The following is an 18455-nucleotide window of genomic DNA, read 5'->3' as shown; positions in this document are numbered from 1 at the left end:
CGATAAGTCTTTGTGAAGGTTCCGCGGACCGGATCGGTCAGCCTGCGACACCGAAGGGCAGCGTGAAACGCACGTCACCTTCGACGATGTCGCGCATGTCCGGGATACCGTTGCGGAACTGCAGGGTCCGCTCGAGGCCCATGCCGAATGCGAAACCCGAGTACTCGTCGGGATCGATACCGCTGGCGCGCAGAACGTTCGGGTTGACCATGCCGCAGCCGCCCCACTCGACCCAGCCTGCGCCGCCCTTCTTGTTCGCGAACCAGACGTCGACCTCGGCCGACGGTTCCGTGAACGGGAAGTAGTTGGGGCGCATACGGGTACGCGTCTCGGGGCCGAAAAGGGCACGAGCGAACGCGTCGAGAGTCCCGCGCAGGTTGGCCATGGTCAGGCCCTTGTCGACGGCCAGGCCTTCGACCTGCGAGAAGACAGGCGTGTGGGTCGCATCGAGTTCATCGGTGCGGAACGTGCGGCCCGGGCACACCACGTAGATCGGCACCTCACGCGAGAGCATGGTGCGGACCTGCACCGGCGAGGTGTGGGTACGCAGCACCTGGCGCGAGTTCTCGGGTGCCAGGTGGAAGGTGTCCTGCATCGTGCGCGCAGGGTGATCCGGCAAGAAGTTGAGTGCGTCGAAGTTGAAGTGCTCGGTCTCCACCTCCGGACCCTCGGCAACTTCCCAACCCATCGCGACGAATACGTCGGCGACCTGCTCGGAAATCAGGCTGATCGGGTGACGAGCCCCGACGGGGTGGCGATCGGAAGGCAGAGTGACGTCGATTGCCTCGGCAACCAACACCGCAGCGTCACGCTCGGCGAGGAGAACCTCACGACGAGCGTCGTACGCGTTGTTGATCCGAGTGCGGAAGATGTTGACGCGCTTACCGGCGTCCGCCTTTTCCTTGCCCGGAAGGCTGCCGAGTCCCCGGCGCGCGAGGGCGATCGGGGACTTGTCCCCCAGGTGCTCCACCTTGACGTGCGCCAGCGCGTCCAGGTCAGCGGCGTCTGCCAGCGCCTTCTCGGCGTTCTCAGCCGCAGCGGTCAACGCCTCTTCGGTGAGTACACTCGCGTCGACCTCCGGCGGTGTCGCGCCCTCATTTTTGGCCACGGCTGTGACGCTCCTGTCGCTTCTCGGTTTACTTCTCGTACTGCGTGCTTCTTGTACTGCGTGCTTCTTGTACTGCTTACTTCTTGTACTGCGAGCGAGCATTCGAACTCGCTCGAGCATTGTCTCTGCTCTTGTATTGTCTCAGGCTTCCGCAAATGGGATTCCGTGAGGTCTTCGCGTGCGTTTTCAGCCGTGATCGGTGGCGCGATTTTGCACCCGCGCGCTTGCGTACAGGCAAATTGCCGCCGCTGTCGCGAGGTTCAAGCTTTCGGCGCGGCCATGGATCGGAATCCTGACCCGATGATCAGCCTGCGCGGCGATCGCCGGATCGAGACCGTGAGCTTCGTTACCGAACAGCCAAGCCGTCGGCTTGCTCAGCAACTCGTCGGCCTCGTCGAGATCGACCTCGCCGTCAGCTGCAGTCGCGAGAATCTGAATGCCGGCTGCGCGAATCTGCTCGATCACCGACACCGTGTCTCGATCGCGGACGACTGGCAGGTGAAAGAGGCTGCCCGCCGACGAACGAACGACCTTGCCGTTGTGCGGATCGACGCTGTCACCGGCGAGGATTGCCGCATCGGCACCCACTGCGTCGGCGATGCGAATGACGGTGCCCGCGTTACCTGGTTCGTTGACCTCGACCGGCACTGCGAGCAGTCGGGTCTCCTGATGGACGGCTGCGCTCAGCGGTACATCCAGTAGATCGCTGACGGCAACGAGACCGGGCGGCGTGACGGTATCGCTCAGAGCTTTGATTGCTCGATCGGTCACAAGAGCAACACGAACTCCAGCGGTCAGCGCCCGATCGATGACGTGCTGATAGCGCTCGGCTGCGTCCTCGGTGTAGAAGAGGTCGTGTACCGGGCGGGCCTCGCCGTTCGAGAGTGCACCGTTCAACAGTTCGGTGACCGAGTTCTCGCCCTCGACGAGGAAACGTCCTGCTTTGCGTCGTTCTGCTGTGCGCAGGAGCTTGACAGCAGAAACGACCCGCGGAGTCCGCTCGGTGAGCGGGTCCACGGGCCGTTGCTGTGATGCGTGAATCAGGCTGCTTCTCCGGCAGGAGCGTTCACGTCAGCCGGCAGAGCGGCCTTCGCGAGTGCGACCAGGCCGGCAAAGGCCTCGGCATCGGAGACAGCGAGCTCGGCCAGGATCTTGCGGTCGACCTCTACCTCTGCCAGACGCAGGCCCTGGATGAGGCGGTTGTACGTGATGTCGTTTGCGCGAGCTGCAGCGTTGATACGCGTGATCCACAGCTTGCGGAACTCGCCCTTGCGCGCACGACGGTCGCGGTACGCGTAGGTGAGCGAGTGGAGCTGCTGCTCCTTGGCCTTGGTGTACAGACGCGAACGCTGTCCACGGTAGCCGCTGGATGCAGCAAGAATTGAACGACGCTTCTTCTGGGCGTTGACCGCCCTCTTTACGCGTGCCACTTGAAAAATCCTGTCAATCTAGGGGCTGAAAGTACGGCCCCGGGTGGTCAGTAAGGGGGCGACTCAGATGCCGAGCATGCGCTTGATGCGCGGAGCGTCGTCAGGGCTGACAACAGCGACACCGTCGAGACGACGGGTAACCCTGCTGGACTTGTGCTCGAGAAGGTGGCGACGGCCGGCCTTCTGGCGCATGAGCTTTCCGCTGCCGGACACCTTGAATCGCTTCGAGGCGCCGCTGTGGCTCTTCATCTTGGGCATGGAGTCCTCAGTTCTTGTTACGTGGTGGATCTTGGGAAATCGACTAGCTGGCCGGAGCCTCGGGAGCGGCATCGCCGGTCGCCGGTGCTTCCGGAGCTGCTTCACTGGAAGCCGGTGCGGCCGGAGCCGGACGCGGAGCAGCCTGAGCCACTGGCGCCTGAGCGCTCTCCTGCGCCTTGACGCGAGTCTTGGCGCCCTTGTGCGGTGCCAGGACCATCGTCATGTTTCGGCCGTCCTGCTTTGCCGAGGTTTCGACGAATCCGAGATCTGCGACGTCTGCTCCCAGACGCTGCAGAAGGCGGTAGCCGAGTTCGGGACGTGACTGCTCACGTCCGCGGAACATGATCGTGACCTTGACCTTGGAACCGGCTTCGAGGAAGCGAACGACGTTGCGCTTCTTGGTCTCGTAGTCGTGGTCGTCGATCTTGGGTCGGAGCTTCTGCTCCTTGATGACCGTCAGCTGCTGGTTCTTACGTGACTCACGTGCCTTCTGTGCAGCCTCGTACTTGAACTTGCCGTAGTCCATGATCTTGCAGACCGGTGGACGGGCATCAGGAGCTACCTCGACCAGGTCGAGGTCGGCCTCAAGGGCCAAGCGGAGTGCATCTTCAACACGCACGATGCCTACCTGTTCCCCGCCAGGTCCGACCAAACGAACCTCGGGAACGCGGATACGATCGTTGATGCGGGTCTCAGTGCTGATGGGGCCTCCTAGGTTGAACGGTGCGGTCTTCATGACCGCACGCAGCCCGTACCGCCCGCACCCCAACAAAAAAGCCCCGCTGTGATGATTGCTCATCCGCGGGGCCCGATGTCGACCGATCACATAAGATCCAGCTCACGCCGAAACCTATCTCCTCGACTGAGCGAGGAACCTGACGAAGAATTGATCTCCGATAACAGGTGACCGGAACCACTGAACTGCAGTTTCACCTGCCGTGCAGAGGTGGGAGTCGGACTCCACTTGCTGCCCCCGAACAAGTCGGAGGCGGTCGTTGCAACAAGAGTAACAGGTCGCCACAGATGAAAGAAATCGGTGCCGCTCCCAGTGCTGCCGGGAGAGGCCCGATTCAACACCACCACGGCCTGATGGAATCCTTACAACCATGAGTGAGAACTTCGAGGCAGATCAGAACACCGACGGCGCGAACCCCGACGTCCGCGAACTCTCCGAAGTTCCCGCGGTCGAGGTCATCAGCCGCGCCGCAGTGATGCTGATGAGTTCGGCTGCCGAAAAACTCGGCCTCTCCGACGCCGATCCGTCTTCCAGTCCCTATCTGGACCTCGACGAAGCTCGTCGAGTCATCACGGCGCTTGCCGGACTGGTGACTGCGTCGGTCGAATACCTCGGCCCCCACGCCGGACCCATCCGTGAAGGCCTTCAAGCCCTGCAGCGCGCATTCCGTGAGGCCTCCTCGCACCCGGACGAGCCAGGAAAGGGACCGGGCGAGAAGTTCACCGGTCCGGTCTACTGAGTTGGCAACCGCCAACAAGACCCAACCGACGCCCGAGGACGTCGACGCATTCATTTCACGCGTCGACGACCGCAAGCGTGCCGACAGCCTGGAGCTGATCTCCTTGCTGTCGGCCGCGACCGGCGAGCCTGCCGTCATGTGGGGCTCGAGCATCATCGGTTTCGGGGCACGGCACTACCGGTATGCGAGTGGCCACGAAGGTGACACCCCACTGATCGGGTTCTCCCCCAGGGCCACCGCGCTCACGTTGTACTTGTCGCTGAACTTCGACGACTACACCGACACACTGGCGCGCCTCGGCAAGCACAAGATCGGCAAGGGCTGCCTGTACGTCAAACGGCTGAGCGACGTCGACATGGCAGTCCTGACCGAACTGATCACGGATTCCGTTGCCGCAGCCCGCAACATGATCGACTGAACAGGTCACCTTCGTGGGGCTACAGGCCGAGCGTCTTCGGGCGGTTGGCCGAACAGGGTCGAATCCCGTGGTGTGAAGTGATCGTTCGTCAGCGTGGCCCGCCGCATTCGATCGAGTCGAAACCACCGCACCGCGTCGCGCTGGCGACACCAGCCGATGAGAAACCACTGCCCACGGTCCTGCGCCAGAATGTGCGGCTCAACTGCCCGGACCGTCTCCGCACCGTCCCCGTCCACGTAGTGCAACGACACGACGCGACTCTGTTCGAGCCCCTGCTCGACGGCCCGCCGGTTCGTGCGCGAATCCGCTACTACCCCGCCGTCGCCGCGAATCCACACACGGCCACCGAGTTCGGCGACCTTACGACGACTCTCCTCGTCCATCACGTCGAGCAGTTTCGCCAGAGCTGCTCGTCCGTCCGGCGCAAACGGGGCGTCACCGGCCGCCGTCAAGGCCAACGCGATTGAAACTGCTTGCGGAACAGTGAAATTGACCGGCGGTAGCGTGGCGCGACCTACGAGTCGGTATCCACCCCCGGGGCCCGAGCGCGCCTCGATCGCCGCGCCCGACATCATCAGAGTCTCGATATCCCGCTTGATCGTCCGGGTGGTGACACCGAATTCCTCGGACAATCGGGAACACGTAGCCCCTCGATCGCCCTGTCGCCGAAGCTCTTCGACGAGAGCGTGCAATCTCGCAGCTCGATTCATGTTCACCAGTGTCGCAGATTTCGATACCAAACAGTGACATAATTGGTGACACTCTGTTGTCACCAACCTGATTGCACAGTGAGTCCATGAAAACTCACATCGTTCTTGTTCCCGGATTCTGGCTCGGCTCATGGGCTTGGGACGCAGTCCTCCCCCACCTCGAGCGCTCCGACACCACCCGCGTGACCAGCTTGACGCTGCCCGGACTCGACGCCGTCGATGCAGATCGATCAGCGATCACCTTCGACGCCCACGTCCGCGCAGTCATCGACGCTGTATCGGATTCAGACGAACGTACGGTCCTGGTCGTACACAGCGGCGCCGGCCCGGTGGGATACGCGGTAACCGATCGCATCCCGGATCGAGTCGCACGGATCGTCTACGTCGATTCAGGCCCCATGCCCGACGGCGCGGCGCTGCGACCGGATCTGGCCGCTGACGTCGTCGAGATACCGCTGCCGACGTGGGCAGAACTTGAAGCAGACGGCAGCAGCCTCGAAGGACTCGACGAGAAGGCTCTCGAGTCGTTTCGCGCGAACGCCGTCCCCGAACCGGCCGGGCCGGCGCGTGAGCCGATTGTCCTGACGAACGAAAAGCGGTACCAGGTGCCGTCAACCGTCGTTTGCAGCACGTTCCCGTCCGCGGTGATTGCCCAGATGGCCGACGGGGGTCATCCGATGGCCGCCGAACTGGCGAAACTCCCCGTGACGTACGTCGACCTCCCGACCGGCCATTGGCCGATGTGGTCGCGCCCCGAAGACGTCGCCCAGGTGATCCTCGAGGCCGCCGCTTCCTGATCGACAAAGCAGTGATGCCGGATCGGATTCCGACCCGGCATCACTGACCGACTTCTACTTGCTCACCTTCTACTAGCTCACGGAAGCAGCTTTCTTCCGTGGCGCCGCCTTCTTTGCGGCAACTGCCTTCGTTGCACGCTTCTTGGTGATCGGCTTGGCCTTGACGGGCGCGTGCTGTGCGGTGAGAACCTCACTGAGGAACTTGCCCGTGTAGCTCTCGGGGACCGCGGCAACGTCCTCCGGGGTACCTTGCGCCACAACGGTTCCGCCGCCGGATCCACCTTCGGGCCCCATATCGACGACCCAGTCCGACGTCTTGATCACGTCGAGGTTGTGCTCGATCACGATCACGCTGTTGCCCTTGTCGACCAGACCGTTGATCACGATCAGGAGCTTTCGGATGTCCTCGAAATGCAGACCCGTGGTGGGCTCGTCGAGGATGTACACCGTGCGACCGGTGGACCGCTTCTGCAACTCGGCGGCCAGCTTGACGCGCTGCGCCTCACCACCGGACAGGGTCGGAGCCGGCTGACCCAGTCGGACATAGCCCAGTCCGACGTCGACCAGCGTCTTGAGGTACCGGTGAATAGAGGTCACCGGCTGGAAGAACTCGGCTGCTTCCTCGATGGGCATGTCGAGTACCTCGGCGATCGACTTGCCCTTGTAGTGGACCTCGAGCGTTTCGCGGTTGTACCGAGCGCCGTGGCATACCTCGCAGGGCACGTACACGTCCGGCAGGAAGTTCATCTCGATCTTCAAGGTTCCGTCGCCGGAGCACGCCTCGCAGCGTCCGCCCTTGACATTGAACGAGAATCGGCCGGGCTGATAACCGCGGACTTTCGCTTCCGTGGTGGCCGCGAACAGGGTTCGAATCTTGTCGAACACACCGGTGTACGTGGCCGCATTCGATCGCGGAGTCCGGCCGATCGGAGACTGATCGACCTGCACGAGCTTGTCCAGCTGATCGAGACCGTTGATTCGTGTGTGACGGCCAGGCACCTGGCGTGCACCGTTGAGCTTGTTCGCCATGACGGTCGCGAGAATGTCGTTGACCAACGTCGACTTGCCCGAACCGGAGACACCGGTGACAGCGGTGAGAACACCCAGCGGGAAACTTACGTCGATGCCGTCGAGATTGTGCTCGCGAGCTCCGACGACCGTGACCTGGCGTTTGCGATCCACCGGCCGACGAATGGCCGGAACCTCGATGAAGCTGCGACCCGACAGGTAGGCCCCGGTCAAAGACTCTTCACACGTCAGCAGTTCTTCGTACGGGCCGCTGTGGACGACCTTGCCGCCGTGCTCGCCGGCGTACGGTCCGATGTCGACCACCCAGTCGGATGTACGGATCGTGTCTTCGTCGTGTTCGACGACGATCAGCGTGTTGCCGAGGTCGCGCAGGCGCGTCAGGGTTTCGATCAGTCGCCGGTTGTCACGCTGGTGCAGGCCGATGGACGGCTCGTCGAGTACGTAAAGCACGCCGACCAGTCCGGATCCGATCTGTGTTGCCAAGCGAATTCGCTGGGCTTCGCCACCGGACAACGTGCCCGCGGCTCGCGAGAGGGAAAGGTATTCCAGGCCGACGTCGAGCAGGAAGCCGAGGCGCGCCTGAACTTCCTTGAGGACCTGACCCGCGATTGCCTCTTCACGCGAGCCGAGAGTGAGGCTGTTCAGGAAATCCGCGCAATCGGAGATCGACAGTTCACAGACCTCGGCGATGGACTTACTGCCGAAGTCTCCCGCCGCGATAGTTACCGACAGGATTTCGGGGCGCAGGCGAGCACCACCACACGCCGGGCACGGGGTGTCGCGCATGTACCCGTCGTAGCGTTCCTTCATCTGATCGGATTCGGTCTGCTCGAGGCGGCGATGCAGGAAGGGCATCACACCTTCGAACTCCGCGTAGTAAGAACGGGTACGGCCGTACCGATTCTTGTACCGGACGTGCACCTGCTCCTCACTGCCTTCGAGGATCGCTTTGCGGGCCTTCGCCGGCAACTTGTTCCACGGCGTCTTCATGTCGAAACCGAGGATGTCGCCGAGGCCGGACAGCAGGCGTCCGAAGTACTCGGAACTCTGGCCCATCGACCACGGTGCGATAGCTCCGTCTTCGAGGCTCAGATCAGGGTCCGGAACCACCAGATCCGGGTCGACCTCCTTGCGGATACCGAGGCCGGTGCATTCCGGGCAGGCGCCGTAGGGCGAGTTGAAGGAGAACGAGCGCGGTTCGAGATCGTCGATCGCGAGTGCGTGGCCATTCGGGCAGGCCAGCTTCTCTGAGAAACGACGCTCACGATCAGGTGCATTTTCTTCACGGTCGACGAAGTCGAGGACCACGATGCCTTCGGCCAATCGAAGTGCGGTCTCGACCGAGTCGGTCAGGCGCTGCTTCGAGCTCGCCTTGACCTGCAATCGGTCGACCACTACTTCGATGTCGTGCTTTTCCTGCTTCTTGAGCTTCGGCGGATCGGCCAGCGAATGGACGACTCCGTCGACGCGCACACGCGAGTAGCCCTGGGTGTTGAGCTGATCGAAGAGATCGACGAACTCGCCCTTACGAGTACGGACCACTGGTGCGAGGACCTGGAACTTGATGCCCTCCTCCATCTCGAGCACCTGGTCGACGATCTGCTGCGGGGTCTGACGTGCGATCTTCTCACCACAGACCGGGCAGTGCGCCGAACCTGCGCGGGCATAAAGGAGCCGGAGGTAGTCGTAGACCTCGGTGATCGTGCCCACCGTCGAACGGGGGTTGCGGTTGGTCGACTTCTGGTCGATGGACACCGCCGGCGACAATCCCTCGATGAAATCGACATCGGGCTTGTCCATCTGACCGAGGAACTGACGCGCGTATGCCGAGAGTGACTCGACGTAGCGGCGCTGACCTTCGGCAAAGATCGTGTCGAACGCGAGGCTGGACTTGCCGGAGCCGGACAACCCGGTGAAGACGATCAGGCTGTCTCGCGGGAGGTCGAGATCGACTCCTCGCAGATTGTGCTCACGCGCACCCCGCACGATCAGGCGATCCGCCACACCAATTCCCTTCATTGTCAATCGTCCGGGGCCGTCCCCCCGGAGAAGTCTCGAGTGGCCTCGCAAACGCGAGTCCTCGAGCGATCGTCATCGTAGGCCGAGCCACCGACACGTTTTTCTCACCAGGCGAGCCCATCGCTCTACCTGCCCCTATTCGAAGGTAGCCTGCGTTTCATGACGAATCAGCCCATCGTGATCGACGACTCCTACACCGGTCAGGTCTCCCCCGATTCTGCCCCTCAGCGGCGCACAGTCGACGGTGCCGTCATCACGAAGATGTCGGTCGGCCCCATGGACAACAACACTTACCTCGTCGTCTGTTCCGCGACCGGGAAATCTCTCCTGATCGATGCGGCCAACGAGGCCGAGAAGATCATTGCGCTCATCGAACAGGAAGCACCTGTTTTCGATTCCATCGTCACCACCCACCAACACGGTGATCACTGGTTGGCTCTGCAGGACGTCCACGCTGCCACCAAGGTGCCGACCGCGGCTCATCCTCTCGACGCGGAGGTCCTTCCCGTCACCCCGGACGTACTCCTCGAAGACGGCGACAAGGTGACAGTTGGCAATCTGAGCCTCGACGTCATTCACCTGTCCGGCCACACGCCCGGTTCCATTGCGTTGGCTCTGACCGAACCGAATGGGCAGGTTCACCTCTTCACCGGCGACTCACTCTTCCCCGGAGGCGTCGGAAAGACCGCCGACCCCGAGAAGTTCACTTCCCTGCTCGACGACGTGGAAAACAAGTTGTTCGGAAGGTACGACGACGCGACTGTCGTCTACCCCGGGCACGGCAAGGACACGACGCTGGGTACCGAGCGCCCGCACCTGGCGGAATGGCGCGAGCGCGGTTGGTGACGTTTCACCTGTTCCGTACTAGACCCCGCTAACCGACTTCCTGACTATCGACCTGTTCACCGTCGACGCGAAGTCGCGGAAGCCAGGTCGACAGAGTCCGGCCGAGTCCTTCGACCATCCGTTCCCCGAACACACACAGCGTGCGTTCCCACGGATGGCCGAAGGTCCCCTCCGTGAAGTCGTCACGACTGAATATGTAGTAGTCGCCGTTCGGATAGATCGGGACACGCCACTCCGCCAACTCTTTCGCGGCAGCATGCGCCTCCGCGTCGAAGGTGTAGCCCGGATGCTGCCAATCCAGAACGACAAAGTTGGGATCGTCGTTCCAATCGGTGACAAAACAGCGCAACGCTTCGGCGTTGATCGCATCCACGCGAGCGGCCCACGCCCACGCCCCTGGAGTCGCAGCTGGCGCCGCACCCAAATCGAAGACCACGGACGGCGTCGGCTCAGCGATACCTTCGTGGTCACAACACCATCGTGCTCGAACGGTGCGCATTGTGTGACACCTTCGAACACGCCGTATGCGGATACGCGGTAACGGATACTTCAGAACGGTGTGTCCGGATCGGTGGAGAAGTCATCGACGCAGTACAGCGCGCTTCGGCGACCAGGAATCCGTCAACCGGGTCAGGCGTCGCGGGATCGCCGAACCGGACCAATTCCTTGTGAGATCGCTAGGGTGGAAAACGAACCTACATCGGGAGGCTTGAAACATGCTGGTACGTCGAATTGCTCGTCCACTGCTTTCCACGATCTTCATCGCCGGGGGAATCGATGCTTTGCGCAACCCCGCTCAGCGAGCAGCCAAAGCGTCACCGCTGATCGACAAATCCGTCGAGACGCTGCCAGGAGCAGTGACGCAGAAGGTGCCTGCTGATCCGGAAACACTCGTCAAGATCAACGCCGCCGTCCAGATCGGCGGCGGTGCCCTGCTGGCCACCGGCAAGGCGCCGCGCCTCGCGTCGTTGGTCCTCGCGGGGAGCCTGGTACCGACCACGCTTGCCGGTCACGACTTCTGGAACGAAACCGATCCGTCACTGCGAGCGATGCAGCGGACCAACTTCATCAAGAACGTCAGCCTGCTCGGCGGACTGATGATCGCGTCCGTCGACACCGAGGGCAAGCCGTCGCTCGGCTGGCGTGGCCGCCGCGCCGCGAAGAAGGCTCAGGCGTCTATCGCCGCGGCACTTCCGTTGGTCGCATCGCAGACCGATCACACGAGCGATCGCGTCGAACACGCTCTGTCGGTGGCGTCCGAACGCGGTTCCGAACTTGCCGAAACCGCAAAGGCTCACGGCACGGATTGGCTCGAACTTGCCAAGGAGCGCAGCTCCGAGTTCGCGGAGATCGCGAGCAAGCGTGCCGCTGAATTCGGAGAGGTCGCCAAAGAACGCGGCCCGGACATCCTCGAAGTCGCGCAGAAGCGCGGCTCCGAACTGGCCGAGACCGCACGTGAGCGCAGCGCCGAACTGGCAGAGCTGGCGAGCAAGCGCAGCTCCGAGTTCGCCGAACTCGCGCTCGAAAAGAGCAACGAGTGGGCCGAAACGGCGTCGGAGCAGACCGAGGTGCTGGGTAAGCGTGCCCGAAAGCGCGCCGAGAAGGCGCTCGAAAAGGCTCGCGCCAAGAAGGACGAATTGACGCACTGAGTGCACCGAAAAACACGGTCAGGCCACCTTCGGGTGGCCTGACCTGTATCTATGCGGCAGTTCATCTGGGGGAACTAGACTGTCTTGGCGCTTTTGCAGCGCGTGAATTTCTCATCAAGCCTAGGAGATCCTTTGCCCGACGCGGACCCGTCACTGAACGAGCAAGAGCTCGAGCAGCAGTACGTGACGATGTTGTACTCCCGTCTCGACGATCTTCGAAAGTATGCCCAAACTCGCTTGAGCACGGTCCTCCTCGAGACCGGCGGAACCCCGCAAGCACGCAGTGAACGCGAATCCTTCAATGCCATGTACACCGAGGATCTCGCCAAGTACGACGCAGCCGAGAACGGAATGTGTTTCGGACGCATCGACTTCGACGACGAGCGACGCTACGTCGGCCGACTCGGCATTCTGGACACCGACAACGACTACGAAACGCTACTGCTCGACTGGCGAGCTCCGATGGCACGACCGTTCTATCTGGCGACGCCCGCGGCACCTGAGGGCGTCAAGCGACGACGCCATATCCGCAGTCGGAGCCGAACAGTCACCGGAATCAACGACGAATACCTGGACCTCGACGCTGCCCGAGCCGCCGGCGTGGTGACCGAAGCCGGCGGCGTCGCCGGTGAGAGCGCACTCCTGGACGCTCTGAACGCAGCGCGTACGGGTCAGATGAACGACATCGTCGAGACCATTCAGAGTGAGCAGGATGCCATCATCCGCTCCGAGCACAAAAGCGTTCTGGTGGTCCAGGGCGGTCCGGGTACCGGCAAAACCGCGGTAGCACTTCACCGTGCCGCGTTCCTGCTCTACACCTACCGCCAGCAACTGGCCAAGGCCGGTGTTCTCATCATCGGGCCGAACGCGACGTTCCTCGACTACATCAGCCAGGTCCTTCCTTCACTCGGTGAGACCGGAGTTCTGCTCTCGACGATCGGGGACCTGTACCCCGGAGTGCGTGCGACTCGTACGGATTCCCTCGCCGCCGGTGAGATCAAGGGTTCCCTCGCGATCCTCGACGTACTCAAGAACGCCGTCCGGGATCGGCAGGAAGTCCCGTCGAAGCCGATCACCCTTCGATTCGACACGTACGACTTGAAGCTGGATCGCAAGACTGTCACGAAGGCTCGCGGACGTGCTCGGTCGTCGCGTCGCCCACACAACCTGGCGCGCCCGATCTTCGTGGCAGCAGTCATCGAGGCGTTGGCACTGCAGATGGCCGAACTCATCGGCGGCAACCTCGTGGACGGCGGCTCACTCCTCAGTCGGGACGACATCGCCGACATTCGCGACGAGATGCGTGAGGACGCGGACATCATGTCCGCCATCGGAAAGCTGTGGCCTGAATTATCGCCCCAGCAAATCCTCGCGGAACTGTGGACCTCTCCGGCGAGGTTGGCCAAGGCAGCGCCGCAACTCGACGACGCCCAACGCGACGAGCTTCTGCAGCGCGTCGGACCGGGTTTCAGTGCGGCAGACGCTCCCCTCCTCGATGAACTGGCCGAGATCCTCGGAGTCGACGATGCCGCCGAACGCGAACGCGCACAACGTGAATGGCGCGCGCAGATCGCCGACGCCCAGGGCGCCCTCGACATCCTCACCGGCTCTGCACCACAGGATCTCGAAGACGAGATGGATCCCGAGATCTTGATGGCGTACGACTTGATCGACGCCAGCCAACTCGCCCAGCGCCACGATCAGGGCCAGCGCCAGACCACGGCAGAACGCGCTGCCGGCGACCGAACCTGGACCTACGGTCACGTGATCGTCGACGAAGCCCAAGAGCTCTCCGAAATGGCGTGGCGAATGCTGATGCGGCGCATACCGAATCGCTGGATGACGTTGGTCGGCGATACAGCTCAGACTGGTGATCCCGCGGGAACCTCGTCCTGGCAGAAGATTCTCGAGCCTTACGTCGCCAAGCGCTGGAAGCTCACCGAACTGACCGTCAACTACCGAACTCCCTCGGAGATCATGGATGTCGCGCACCGTGTGCTCGAAGAGATCGACCCGGAGCAATCCGTGCCCCGGTCGGTACGCGACAGCGGATTCGCGCCGTGGGCACTCAAGACCACGGCCGAAGAATTGGAATCGACCGTGCGCCGTTGCATCGAGTCCGAGTCGCATCCCGGTATCACCGCAGTGATCGCCGGTTCCGAGGTCGTTGCCGTTCTGGCGGGCATTGCGAGTGAGACCGTAAGTGTCCTGTCGGTCAAGGACGTCAAGGGACTCGAGTTCGACACCGTGTTGATCGTCGAACCTGCCGACATTCTCGACGAGTCACCACGCGGAATGAACGACCTCTACGTCGCGTTGACCCGCGCTACCCAGAGGCTCGGCATCATTCACGTCGAGTCGCTCCCCGCGGTTCTCGACGGCGTCGCGGCAGCAGAGTTGGCCTTCGATTCGTGAGCCTCACGGAGTAGGTTCGTGCGTGACACCACGAATCGTGGTGTCACCCCAATTTGTGTCGACGACTGAAGGAATGACCCCTCGTGCTTGGCCTGCCCGCAAGTTCCGCCGCACCCTTCCGCAAGATCGCTCGCGTGGTGATCGGTGTCGGGATGCTTGCGGCGGTGACAGCCGGTTGTTCAGAGGATGATTCGAGTTCAACGGCTGCTGCAGGCAGCGACGACATCGCTGCCGTTGCCGCCGCACCGACCGAAAAACCGGTAGACGATGCAGAACGGCTGCGGGCGGCGCTTGCATCTACCGGGGTCAAGCCAGCCTTTTCCGACGACATGTTGCAGGCGCTCGGTGACGGTGTCTGCCAGCAGCTCGCGGCCGGCACGGATCGAGCGATGATCATCGCGAATCTGCGGACGGTATCGCTGAACGGCGCGAGCGAACCGATGGTCACCACCGGAAACGACTCGGCCGCATCGACAACGCCCCCCAGCGCCGATCAGCTGGCTGAAGTGTTCGTCGATGCGGCCGAGGCCGACTACTGCCGGTAGGTCAGCGAACGGTGTGCACGATCAGGACATCGGATGTCGCCTTGCGCGCCGCATCGGAAGGCACCGATCCGAGCAGACGCCCGGTCAGTGTGTTCAATCCGCGATTTCCGACGACCAGCAAGTCGCCCTTGACCTCGTCGAGCAAAGCGAGAAGCGATTCGACGGGAGCGCCGACGATAGCGCGCTCGACAACATCCTTGGCACCCTGGGCATGTGCGCGCTCACGAGCGGTGCGAAGGATCTCGTAGGTCGGAGCGGAACCGGTGACCTGGTAGGCCTCGTTACCCAACGCATCAGCGGCAGCGCTCACGTCCTTGGGATCAGCCGGGTAGTACGCACATGCGATGACGAGCTGAGCGTCCGAGCCACTGGCAATGGCGGCAGCTCTGTCGACTGCCTTCAGTGACGACTCGGAGCCATCGGTTCCTACGACAACGGTCCGGTAGGCACTCATTCATTCCTCCATGGTTACGGGACGGACGGTACGGCCGGCACCGAGCGCAACGCTGTTGCGCCCGCTCGACAACCGCTGCGCTGACATTAGCGGGATTGTGCCGCGGATAGTGTTATTTGCAGTACACGCCACAAGCCCACAGTGAATGTGATTCTTCGTCACAGACACATTTGTGCGGCGGTGACCACTCAGCGAAGTTTGCCGAAGCGGGGCCCGAACAGCGCCGCCGGAAAAACTTCCTGCTCGACCAGGGCGGTACGCCACGGCGTCGCCAATTCCAGCAACCGCTTGGCACCCTCCTCACCCAGCGCATCCCACGGAGCCAAAGCGAGGTCGTCAGTCAGGTCTTCGACGACGTCACGCAGTTCCTGCCCGTCCTCGGTCAGTGCACCGGACGAACGATCCAGCAGTTCGCGGTCCTTCAAACTCTCGACGGCCTCGTCCCACTGTTCCTGCGACCATCCGCGGCGAGTCTGCGCGAACTTACGCTGAAACCCGATTCCCGTCGCGGTGTGCGTGATCAACGCGTCCAGGCCGTTCAATCCCGCGGTCTGAAGAGCCGCAATGTGGCCGTCGCCGCGATACTCACGCAGCAGTGTCAGCGCGTGCCAGAAACGCAGGTGCGGTTCGGTCGGCCAGTCGAGCGACGCCCAACCCGCATACAGGGGGCGGCCGTCCACTCCGGGGATGTTCTGAGCCGCGATCGACACGAGTTCGGCGGCCTCGGCCATGTCTGCCGATCCTGTCACGTCCGCACCGAACAGGCGGACGTACGCCGCGTCGATTGCCCGATACCGCGCGGCGACAACCTCTGTGGGCCTTGCCAATTCCCAGGCACGTGGGATGACGCTGGCGATCAGTTCGGGATTGAAGTTGAAGAAGGTGGCCGTGACGACAGTCGCCGGTGGAGCGCCGAGCGGTGCTGATCGCCCTGCGAAGTACACCATTCGGCCGGGCTCCAACCCGACGCCGACAAGCTCCTTCTCCGTCTCCGGGACGAAGTACGCCAACGAGTGGAGAAGTTCGAGAGTCCGCGCGGTCTTGCCTGCAGTCTGTGCATCCATACCTGAAACCGTAGCGGTCGAGAGCACGAACCCACGCGAGGCGACCTACTTGAGACCCGCGGCGTCCATCCCTCGGAGCTCCTTCTTCAAATCCGAGATTTCGTCTCGCAATCGCCCAGCCAACTCGAACTGAAGGTCGCGTGCAGCGTTCATCATCTGATCGGTGAGTTCCTTGACCAGATCTGCCAATTCGGCCCGAGGCATCGATTTGGTGTCGCGCCCCTCGTACACACCGGCACTGACCGCACGACCGGCCTCGCCCTGCGCACGCCGACCACGCGTCGCATTGCGACCCGAACCACCGACGTCCACGGACGCCGCTGTGTCCTCTGCCTCCTCGTACACCTGATCGAGAATGTCCGCGATCTTCTTGCGTAGAGGTTGTGGGTCGACGCCCATCTTCTCGTTGTAGGCGACCTGCTTCTCGCGTCGCCGCTCGGTTTCCTCGATGGCCTGCGCCATGGATGCGGTGATCTTGTCCGCATACATGTGCACTTGACCGGACACATTTCGAGCCGCTCGACCGATCGTCTGAATGAGGCTGGTGGAGCTACGGAGGAAGCCTTCCTTGTCGGCATCGAGGATCGCGACCAGCGACACCTCGGGGAGGTCGAGTCCCTCACGCAGGAGGTTGATGCCGACCAACACGTCGTACTCACCCAGGCGGAGCTGCCGGAGCAGCTCGACTCGCCGGAGTGTATCGATATCCGAGTGCAGATACCGGACGCGAATTCCGAGTTCGAGAAGGTAGTCGGTCAGGTCTTCCGACATCTTCTTGGTCAATGTCGTGACCAGCACACGCTCGTCACGTTCGGCACGCTCACGGATCTCGTGAACGAGATCGTCGATCTGCCCCTTGGTGGGTTTGACGATGACCTCGGGATCGATCAATCCGGTCGGGCGAATCACCTGCTCGACGAACTCACCGCCGGACTGACCCAACTCGTACTTACCGGGTGTCGCCGACAGGTAGACGGTCTGACCGATCCGCTTACTGAATTCTTCCCAAGTCAGAGGGCGGTTATCGGTTGCCGACGGTAGCCGGAATCCGAATTCGACCAGGTTGCGCTTGCGCGACATATCGCCCTCGTACATGGCGCCGATCTGCGGAACGGTCACGTGTGACTCGTCGATGACCAGCAGGAAATCTTCGGGGAAATAGTCGATCAAAGTTGCGGGGGCAGTTCCGGGGCCACGGCCGTCGATGTGGCGCGAGTAGTTCTCGATGCCGGAGCAGAATCCGACCTGCTTGATCATCTCTAGGTCGTACTGCGTTCGCATGCGCAGACGCTGAGCTTCGAGAAGCTTGCCCTTGCCCTCGAGTTCCGCGAGCCGCTCTTCCAGTTCCGCCTCGATGTCCTTGGCTGCACGCTCCATGCGTTCAGGACCGGCGACGTAGTGCGTCGCCGGGAAGATGCGAACCGTGTCGACCTGGCGAACGATGTCCCCGGTCAGTGGATGTAGGTAGTACAGCGCCTCGATCTCGTCACCGAAGAATTCGATGCGGACCGCCAGCTCTTCGTAGGAAGGAATGATCTCGACCGTGTCGCCGCGCACGCGGAACGAACCTCGCGTGAACGCCATGTCGTTGCGGTTGTACTGAACGTCGACGAGCAGACGGAGGAACGCATCGCGCGGTACCTCGACACCGACGTCGAGCTGAATCGAGCGATCGAGATACGACTGCGGTGTACCGAGGCCGTAGATGCACGACACCGAGGCCACCACGACCACATCCCGTCGTGACAGAAGGCTGGACGTTGCCGAGTGGCGAAGCCGCTCGACGTCGTCATTGACCGACGAATCCTTCTCGATGTAAGTGTCCGTCTGGGCGATGTACGCCTCGGGTTGGTAGTAGTCATAGTACGAGACGAAGTACTCGACCGCGTTGTTGGGAAGCATTTCCCGAAGCTCGTTCGCGAGCTGAGCCGCCAAGGTCTTGTTCGGAGCCATCACCAAAGCCGGGCGCTGCAGCTTTTCGATCAACCACGCTGTTGTCGCGGACTTACCGGTACCGGTCGCACCGAGGAGGACAACGTCCTTCTCTCCCTCATTGATCCGTTTTTCAAGCTCGGCGATAGCTGCCGGCTGATCGCCTGCCGGTTCGTACGGGCTGACGACCTCGAAGCGCGCATCTGAGCGCTCGATGTCACCAACCGGCCGAAACTCGGAATGCGCGACCACGGGATGTTCGGAAGCAAACGCCATGAAACCAGGGTAGGCGCACCCACCGACACA

General features: G+C 62.4%; 18 protein-coding genes. 7 read left to right on the top strand and 11 right to left on the bottom strand.

Going from position 1 to position 18455, the window contains the following annotated elements:
• Positions 1-37 precede the first annotated feature (37 nt).
• The 5 genes from pheS to infC form a co-directional block, all read right to left on the bottom strand.
• The gene (pheS, locus tag R4P70_RS27340; protein WP_003944109.1) at positions 38-1108 is read right to left on the bottom strand and encodes a phenylalanine--tRNA ligase subunit alpha; all 1071 of its coding nucleotides are present in this window, start codon (positions 1106-1108) and stop codon (positions 38-40) included.
• Positions 1109-1294: 186 nt separating this feature from the next.
• Positions 1295-2125 carry a TrmH family RNA methyltransferase gene (locus R4P70_RS27335; protein WP_007736261.1) on the bottom strand — a complete coding sequence of 277 codons (831 nt, stop codon included), beginning with the start codon at positions 2123-2125 and terminating at the stop codon, positions 1295-1297.
• A 23-nt stretch (positions 2126-2148) separates the two neighbouring features.
• On the bottom strand, positions 2149-2538 hold the full coding sequence (gene rplT / locus R4P70_RS27330; protein ID WP_019748616.1) for a 50S ribosomal protein L20: 390 nt from the start codon (positions 2536-2538) through the stop codon (positions 2149-2151).
• A 63-nt stretch (positions 2539-2601) separates the two neighbouring features.
• Positions 2602-2796: a 50S ribosomal protein L35 gene (gene rpmI, locus R4P70_RS27325; RefSeq protein WP_003944043.1), complete on the bottom strand. Its 195-nt coding sequence runs from the start codon at positions 2794-2796 to the stop codon at positions 2602-2604.
• Between the two features lie 43 nt (positions 2797-2839).
• On the bottom strand, positions 2840-3532 hold the full coding sequence (gene infC, locus R4P70_RS27320) for a translation initiation factor IF-3 (protein WP_003944008.1): 693 nt from the start codon (positions 3530-3532) through the stop codon (positions 2840-2842).
• 370 nt (positions 3533-3902) lie between these two features.
• Here infC and R4P70_RS27315 point away from each other — a divergent pair, with 370 nt between their 5' ends.
• Complete coding sequence (locus R4P70_RS27315) at positions 3903-4271, top strand: DUF1844 domain-containing protein (protein ID WP_020907885.1); 369 nt, start codon at positions 3903-3905, stop codon at positions 4269-4271.
• Position 4272: 1 nt separating this feature from the next.
• Positions 4273-4689 (top strand): DUF1801 domain-containing protein, encoded by a 417-nt coding sequence (locus tag R4P70_RS27310; RefSeq protein ID WP_279164116.1) that lies wholly within the window; start codon positions 4273-4275, stop codon positions 4687-4689.
• A gap of 5 nt (positions 4690-4694) precedes the next feature.
• On the opposite strand, the gene R4P70_RS27305 is transcribed toward R4P70_RS27310, so the two are convergent.
• On the bottom strand, positions 4695-5405 hold the full coding sequence (locus R4P70_RS27305; protein ID WP_317832715.1) for a helix-turn-helix transcriptional regulator: 711 nt from the start codon (positions 5403-5405) through the stop codon (positions 4695-4697).
• Positions 5406-5485: 80 nt separating this feature from the next.
• On the opposite strand from R4P70_RS27305, the gene R4P70_RS27300 reads away from it, so the two are divergent.
• On the top strand, positions 5486-6196 hold the full coding sequence (locus R4P70_RS27300) for an alpha/beta hydrolase (protein WP_317832713.1): 711 nt from the start codon (positions 5486-5488) through the stop codon (positions 6194-6196).
• A gap of 72 nt (positions 6197-6268) precedes the next feature.
• Here R4P70_RS27300 and uvrA read toward each other — a convergent pair whose 3' ends face one another.
• The gene (uvrA, locus tag R4P70_RS27295; protein WP_024487477.1) at positions 6269-9229 is read right to left on the bottom strand and encodes an excinuclease ABC subunit UvrA; all 2961 of its coding nucleotides are present in this window, start codon (positions 9227-9229) and stop codon (positions 6269-6271) included.
• Positions 9230-9403: 174 nt separating this feature from the next.
• On the opposite strand from uvrA, the gene R4P70_RS27290 reads away from it, so the two are divergent.
• Positions 9404-10090 (top strand): MBL fold metallo-hydrolase, encoded by a 687-nt coding sequence (locus R4P70_RS27290; protein ID WP_020969731.1) that lies wholly within the window; start codon positions 9404-9406, stop codon positions 10088-10090.
• Between the two features lie 28 nt (positions 10091-10118).
• Here the strand turns inward: R4P70_RS27290 and R4P70_RS27285 are convergent, their stop codons facing one another.
• Complete coding sequence (locus R4P70_RS27285; protein ID WP_317832711.1) at positions 10119-10589, bottom strand: DUF2716 domain-containing protein; 471 nt, start codon at positions 10587-10589, stop codon at positions 10119-10121.
• Between the two features lie 217 nt (positions 10590-10806).
• Between R4P70_RS27285 and R4P70_RS27280 the strand changes: the two genes are divergently transcribed.
• From R4P70_RS27280 to R4P70_RS27270, 3 genes are all read left to right on the top strand, one after another.
• Positions 10807-11739 carry a DoxX family protein gene (locus tag R4P70_RS27280; RefSeq protein ID WP_003944048.1) on the top strand — a complete coding sequence of 311 codons (933 nt, stop codon included), beginning with the start codon at positions 10807-10809 and terminating at the stop codon, positions 11737-11739.
• 132 nt (positions 11740-11871) lie between these two features.
• Complete coding sequence (locus R4P70_RS27275) at positions 11872-14154, top strand: HelD family protein (RefSeq protein WP_317832709.1); 2283 nt, start codon at positions 11872-11874, stop codon at positions 14152-14154.
• Positions 14155-14237: 83 nt separating this feature from the next.
• Entirely contained in the window at positions 14238-14699 is a 462-nt protein-coding gene (locus R4P70_RS27270) for a DUF732 domain-containing protein (protein WP_019748626.1), read from the top strand.
• 1 nt (position 14700) lies between these two features.
• Here R4P70_RS27270 and R4P70_RS27265 read toward each other — a convergent pair whose 3' ends face one another.
• From R4P70_RS27265 to uvrB, 3 genes are all read right to left on the bottom strand, one after another.
• Positions 14701-15153, bottom strand: a complete 453-nt coding sequence (locus R4P70_RS27265; RefSeq protein WP_019748627.1) for a universal stress protein — start codon at positions 15151-15153, stop codon at positions 14701-14703.
• 188 nt (positions 15154-15341) lie between these two features.
• The gene (locus R4P70_RS27260) at positions 15342-16217 is read right to left on the bottom strand and encodes an SCO6745 family protein (RefSeq protein WP_029538185.1); all 876 of its coding nucleotides are present in this window, start codon (positions 16215-16217) and stop codon (positions 15342-15344) included.
• A 45-nt stretch (positions 16218-16262) separates the two neighbouring features.
• Positions 16263-18425, bottom strand: a complete 2163-nt coding sequence (gene uvrB, locus R4P70_RS27255; protein ID WP_019748629.1) for an excinuclease ABC subunit UvrB — start codon at positions 18423-18425, stop codon at positions 16263-16265.
• Positions 18426-18455 lie beyond the last annotated feature (30 nt).

The organism is Rhodococcus sp. IEGM 1241, from assembly GCF_033142365.1.
Lineage (GTDB): Bacteria > Actinomycetota > Actinomycetes > Mycobacteriales > Mycobacteriaceae > Rhodococcus_F > Rhodococcus_F erythropolis.
Note: the sequence above shows the minus strand (reverse complement) of the source record. Positions and strands in the feature narration are given on the sequence as shown.

Coding starts and splice junctions, on each gene's coding strand:
- rpmI (WP_003944043.1), bottom strand. CDS start 2,796: ATGCCCAAGATGAAGAGCCACAGCGGCGCCTCGAAGCGATTCAAGGTG.
- infC (WP_003944008.1), bottom strand. CDS start 3,532: ATGAAGACCGCACCGTTCAACCTAGGAGGCCCCATCAGCACTGAGACC.
- R4P70_RS27315 (WP_020907885.1), top strand. CDS start 3,903: ATGAGTGAGAACTTCGAGGCAGATCAGAACACCGACGGCGCGAACCCC.
- R4P70_RS27300 (WP_317832713.1), top strand. CDS start 5,486: ATGAAAACTCACATCGTTCTTGTTCCCGGATTCTGGCTCGGCTCATGG.
- R4P70_RS27290 (WP_020969731.1), top strand. CDS start 9,404: ATGACGAATCAGCCCATCGTGATCGACGACTCCTACACCGGTCAGGTC.
- R4P70_RS27285 (WP_317832711.1), bottom strand. CDS start 10,589: ATGCGCACCGTTCGAGCACGATGGTGTTGTGACCACGAAGGTATCGCT.
- R4P70_RS27280 (WP_003944048.1), top strand. CDS start 10,807: ATGCTGGTACGTCGAATTGCTCGTCCACTGCTTTCCACGATCTTCATC.
- R4P70_RS27265 (WP_019748627.1), bottom strand. CDS start 15,153: ATGAGTGCCTACCGGACCGTTGTCGTAGGAACCGATGGCTCCGAGTCG.
- R4P70_RS27260 (WP_029538185.1), bottom strand. CDS start 16,217: ATGGATGCACAGACTGCAGGCAAGACCGCGCGGACTCTCGAACTTCTC.
- uvrB (WP_019748629.1), bottom strand. CDS start 18,425: ATGGCGTTTGCTTCCGAACATCCCGTGGTCGCGCATTCCGAGTTTCGG.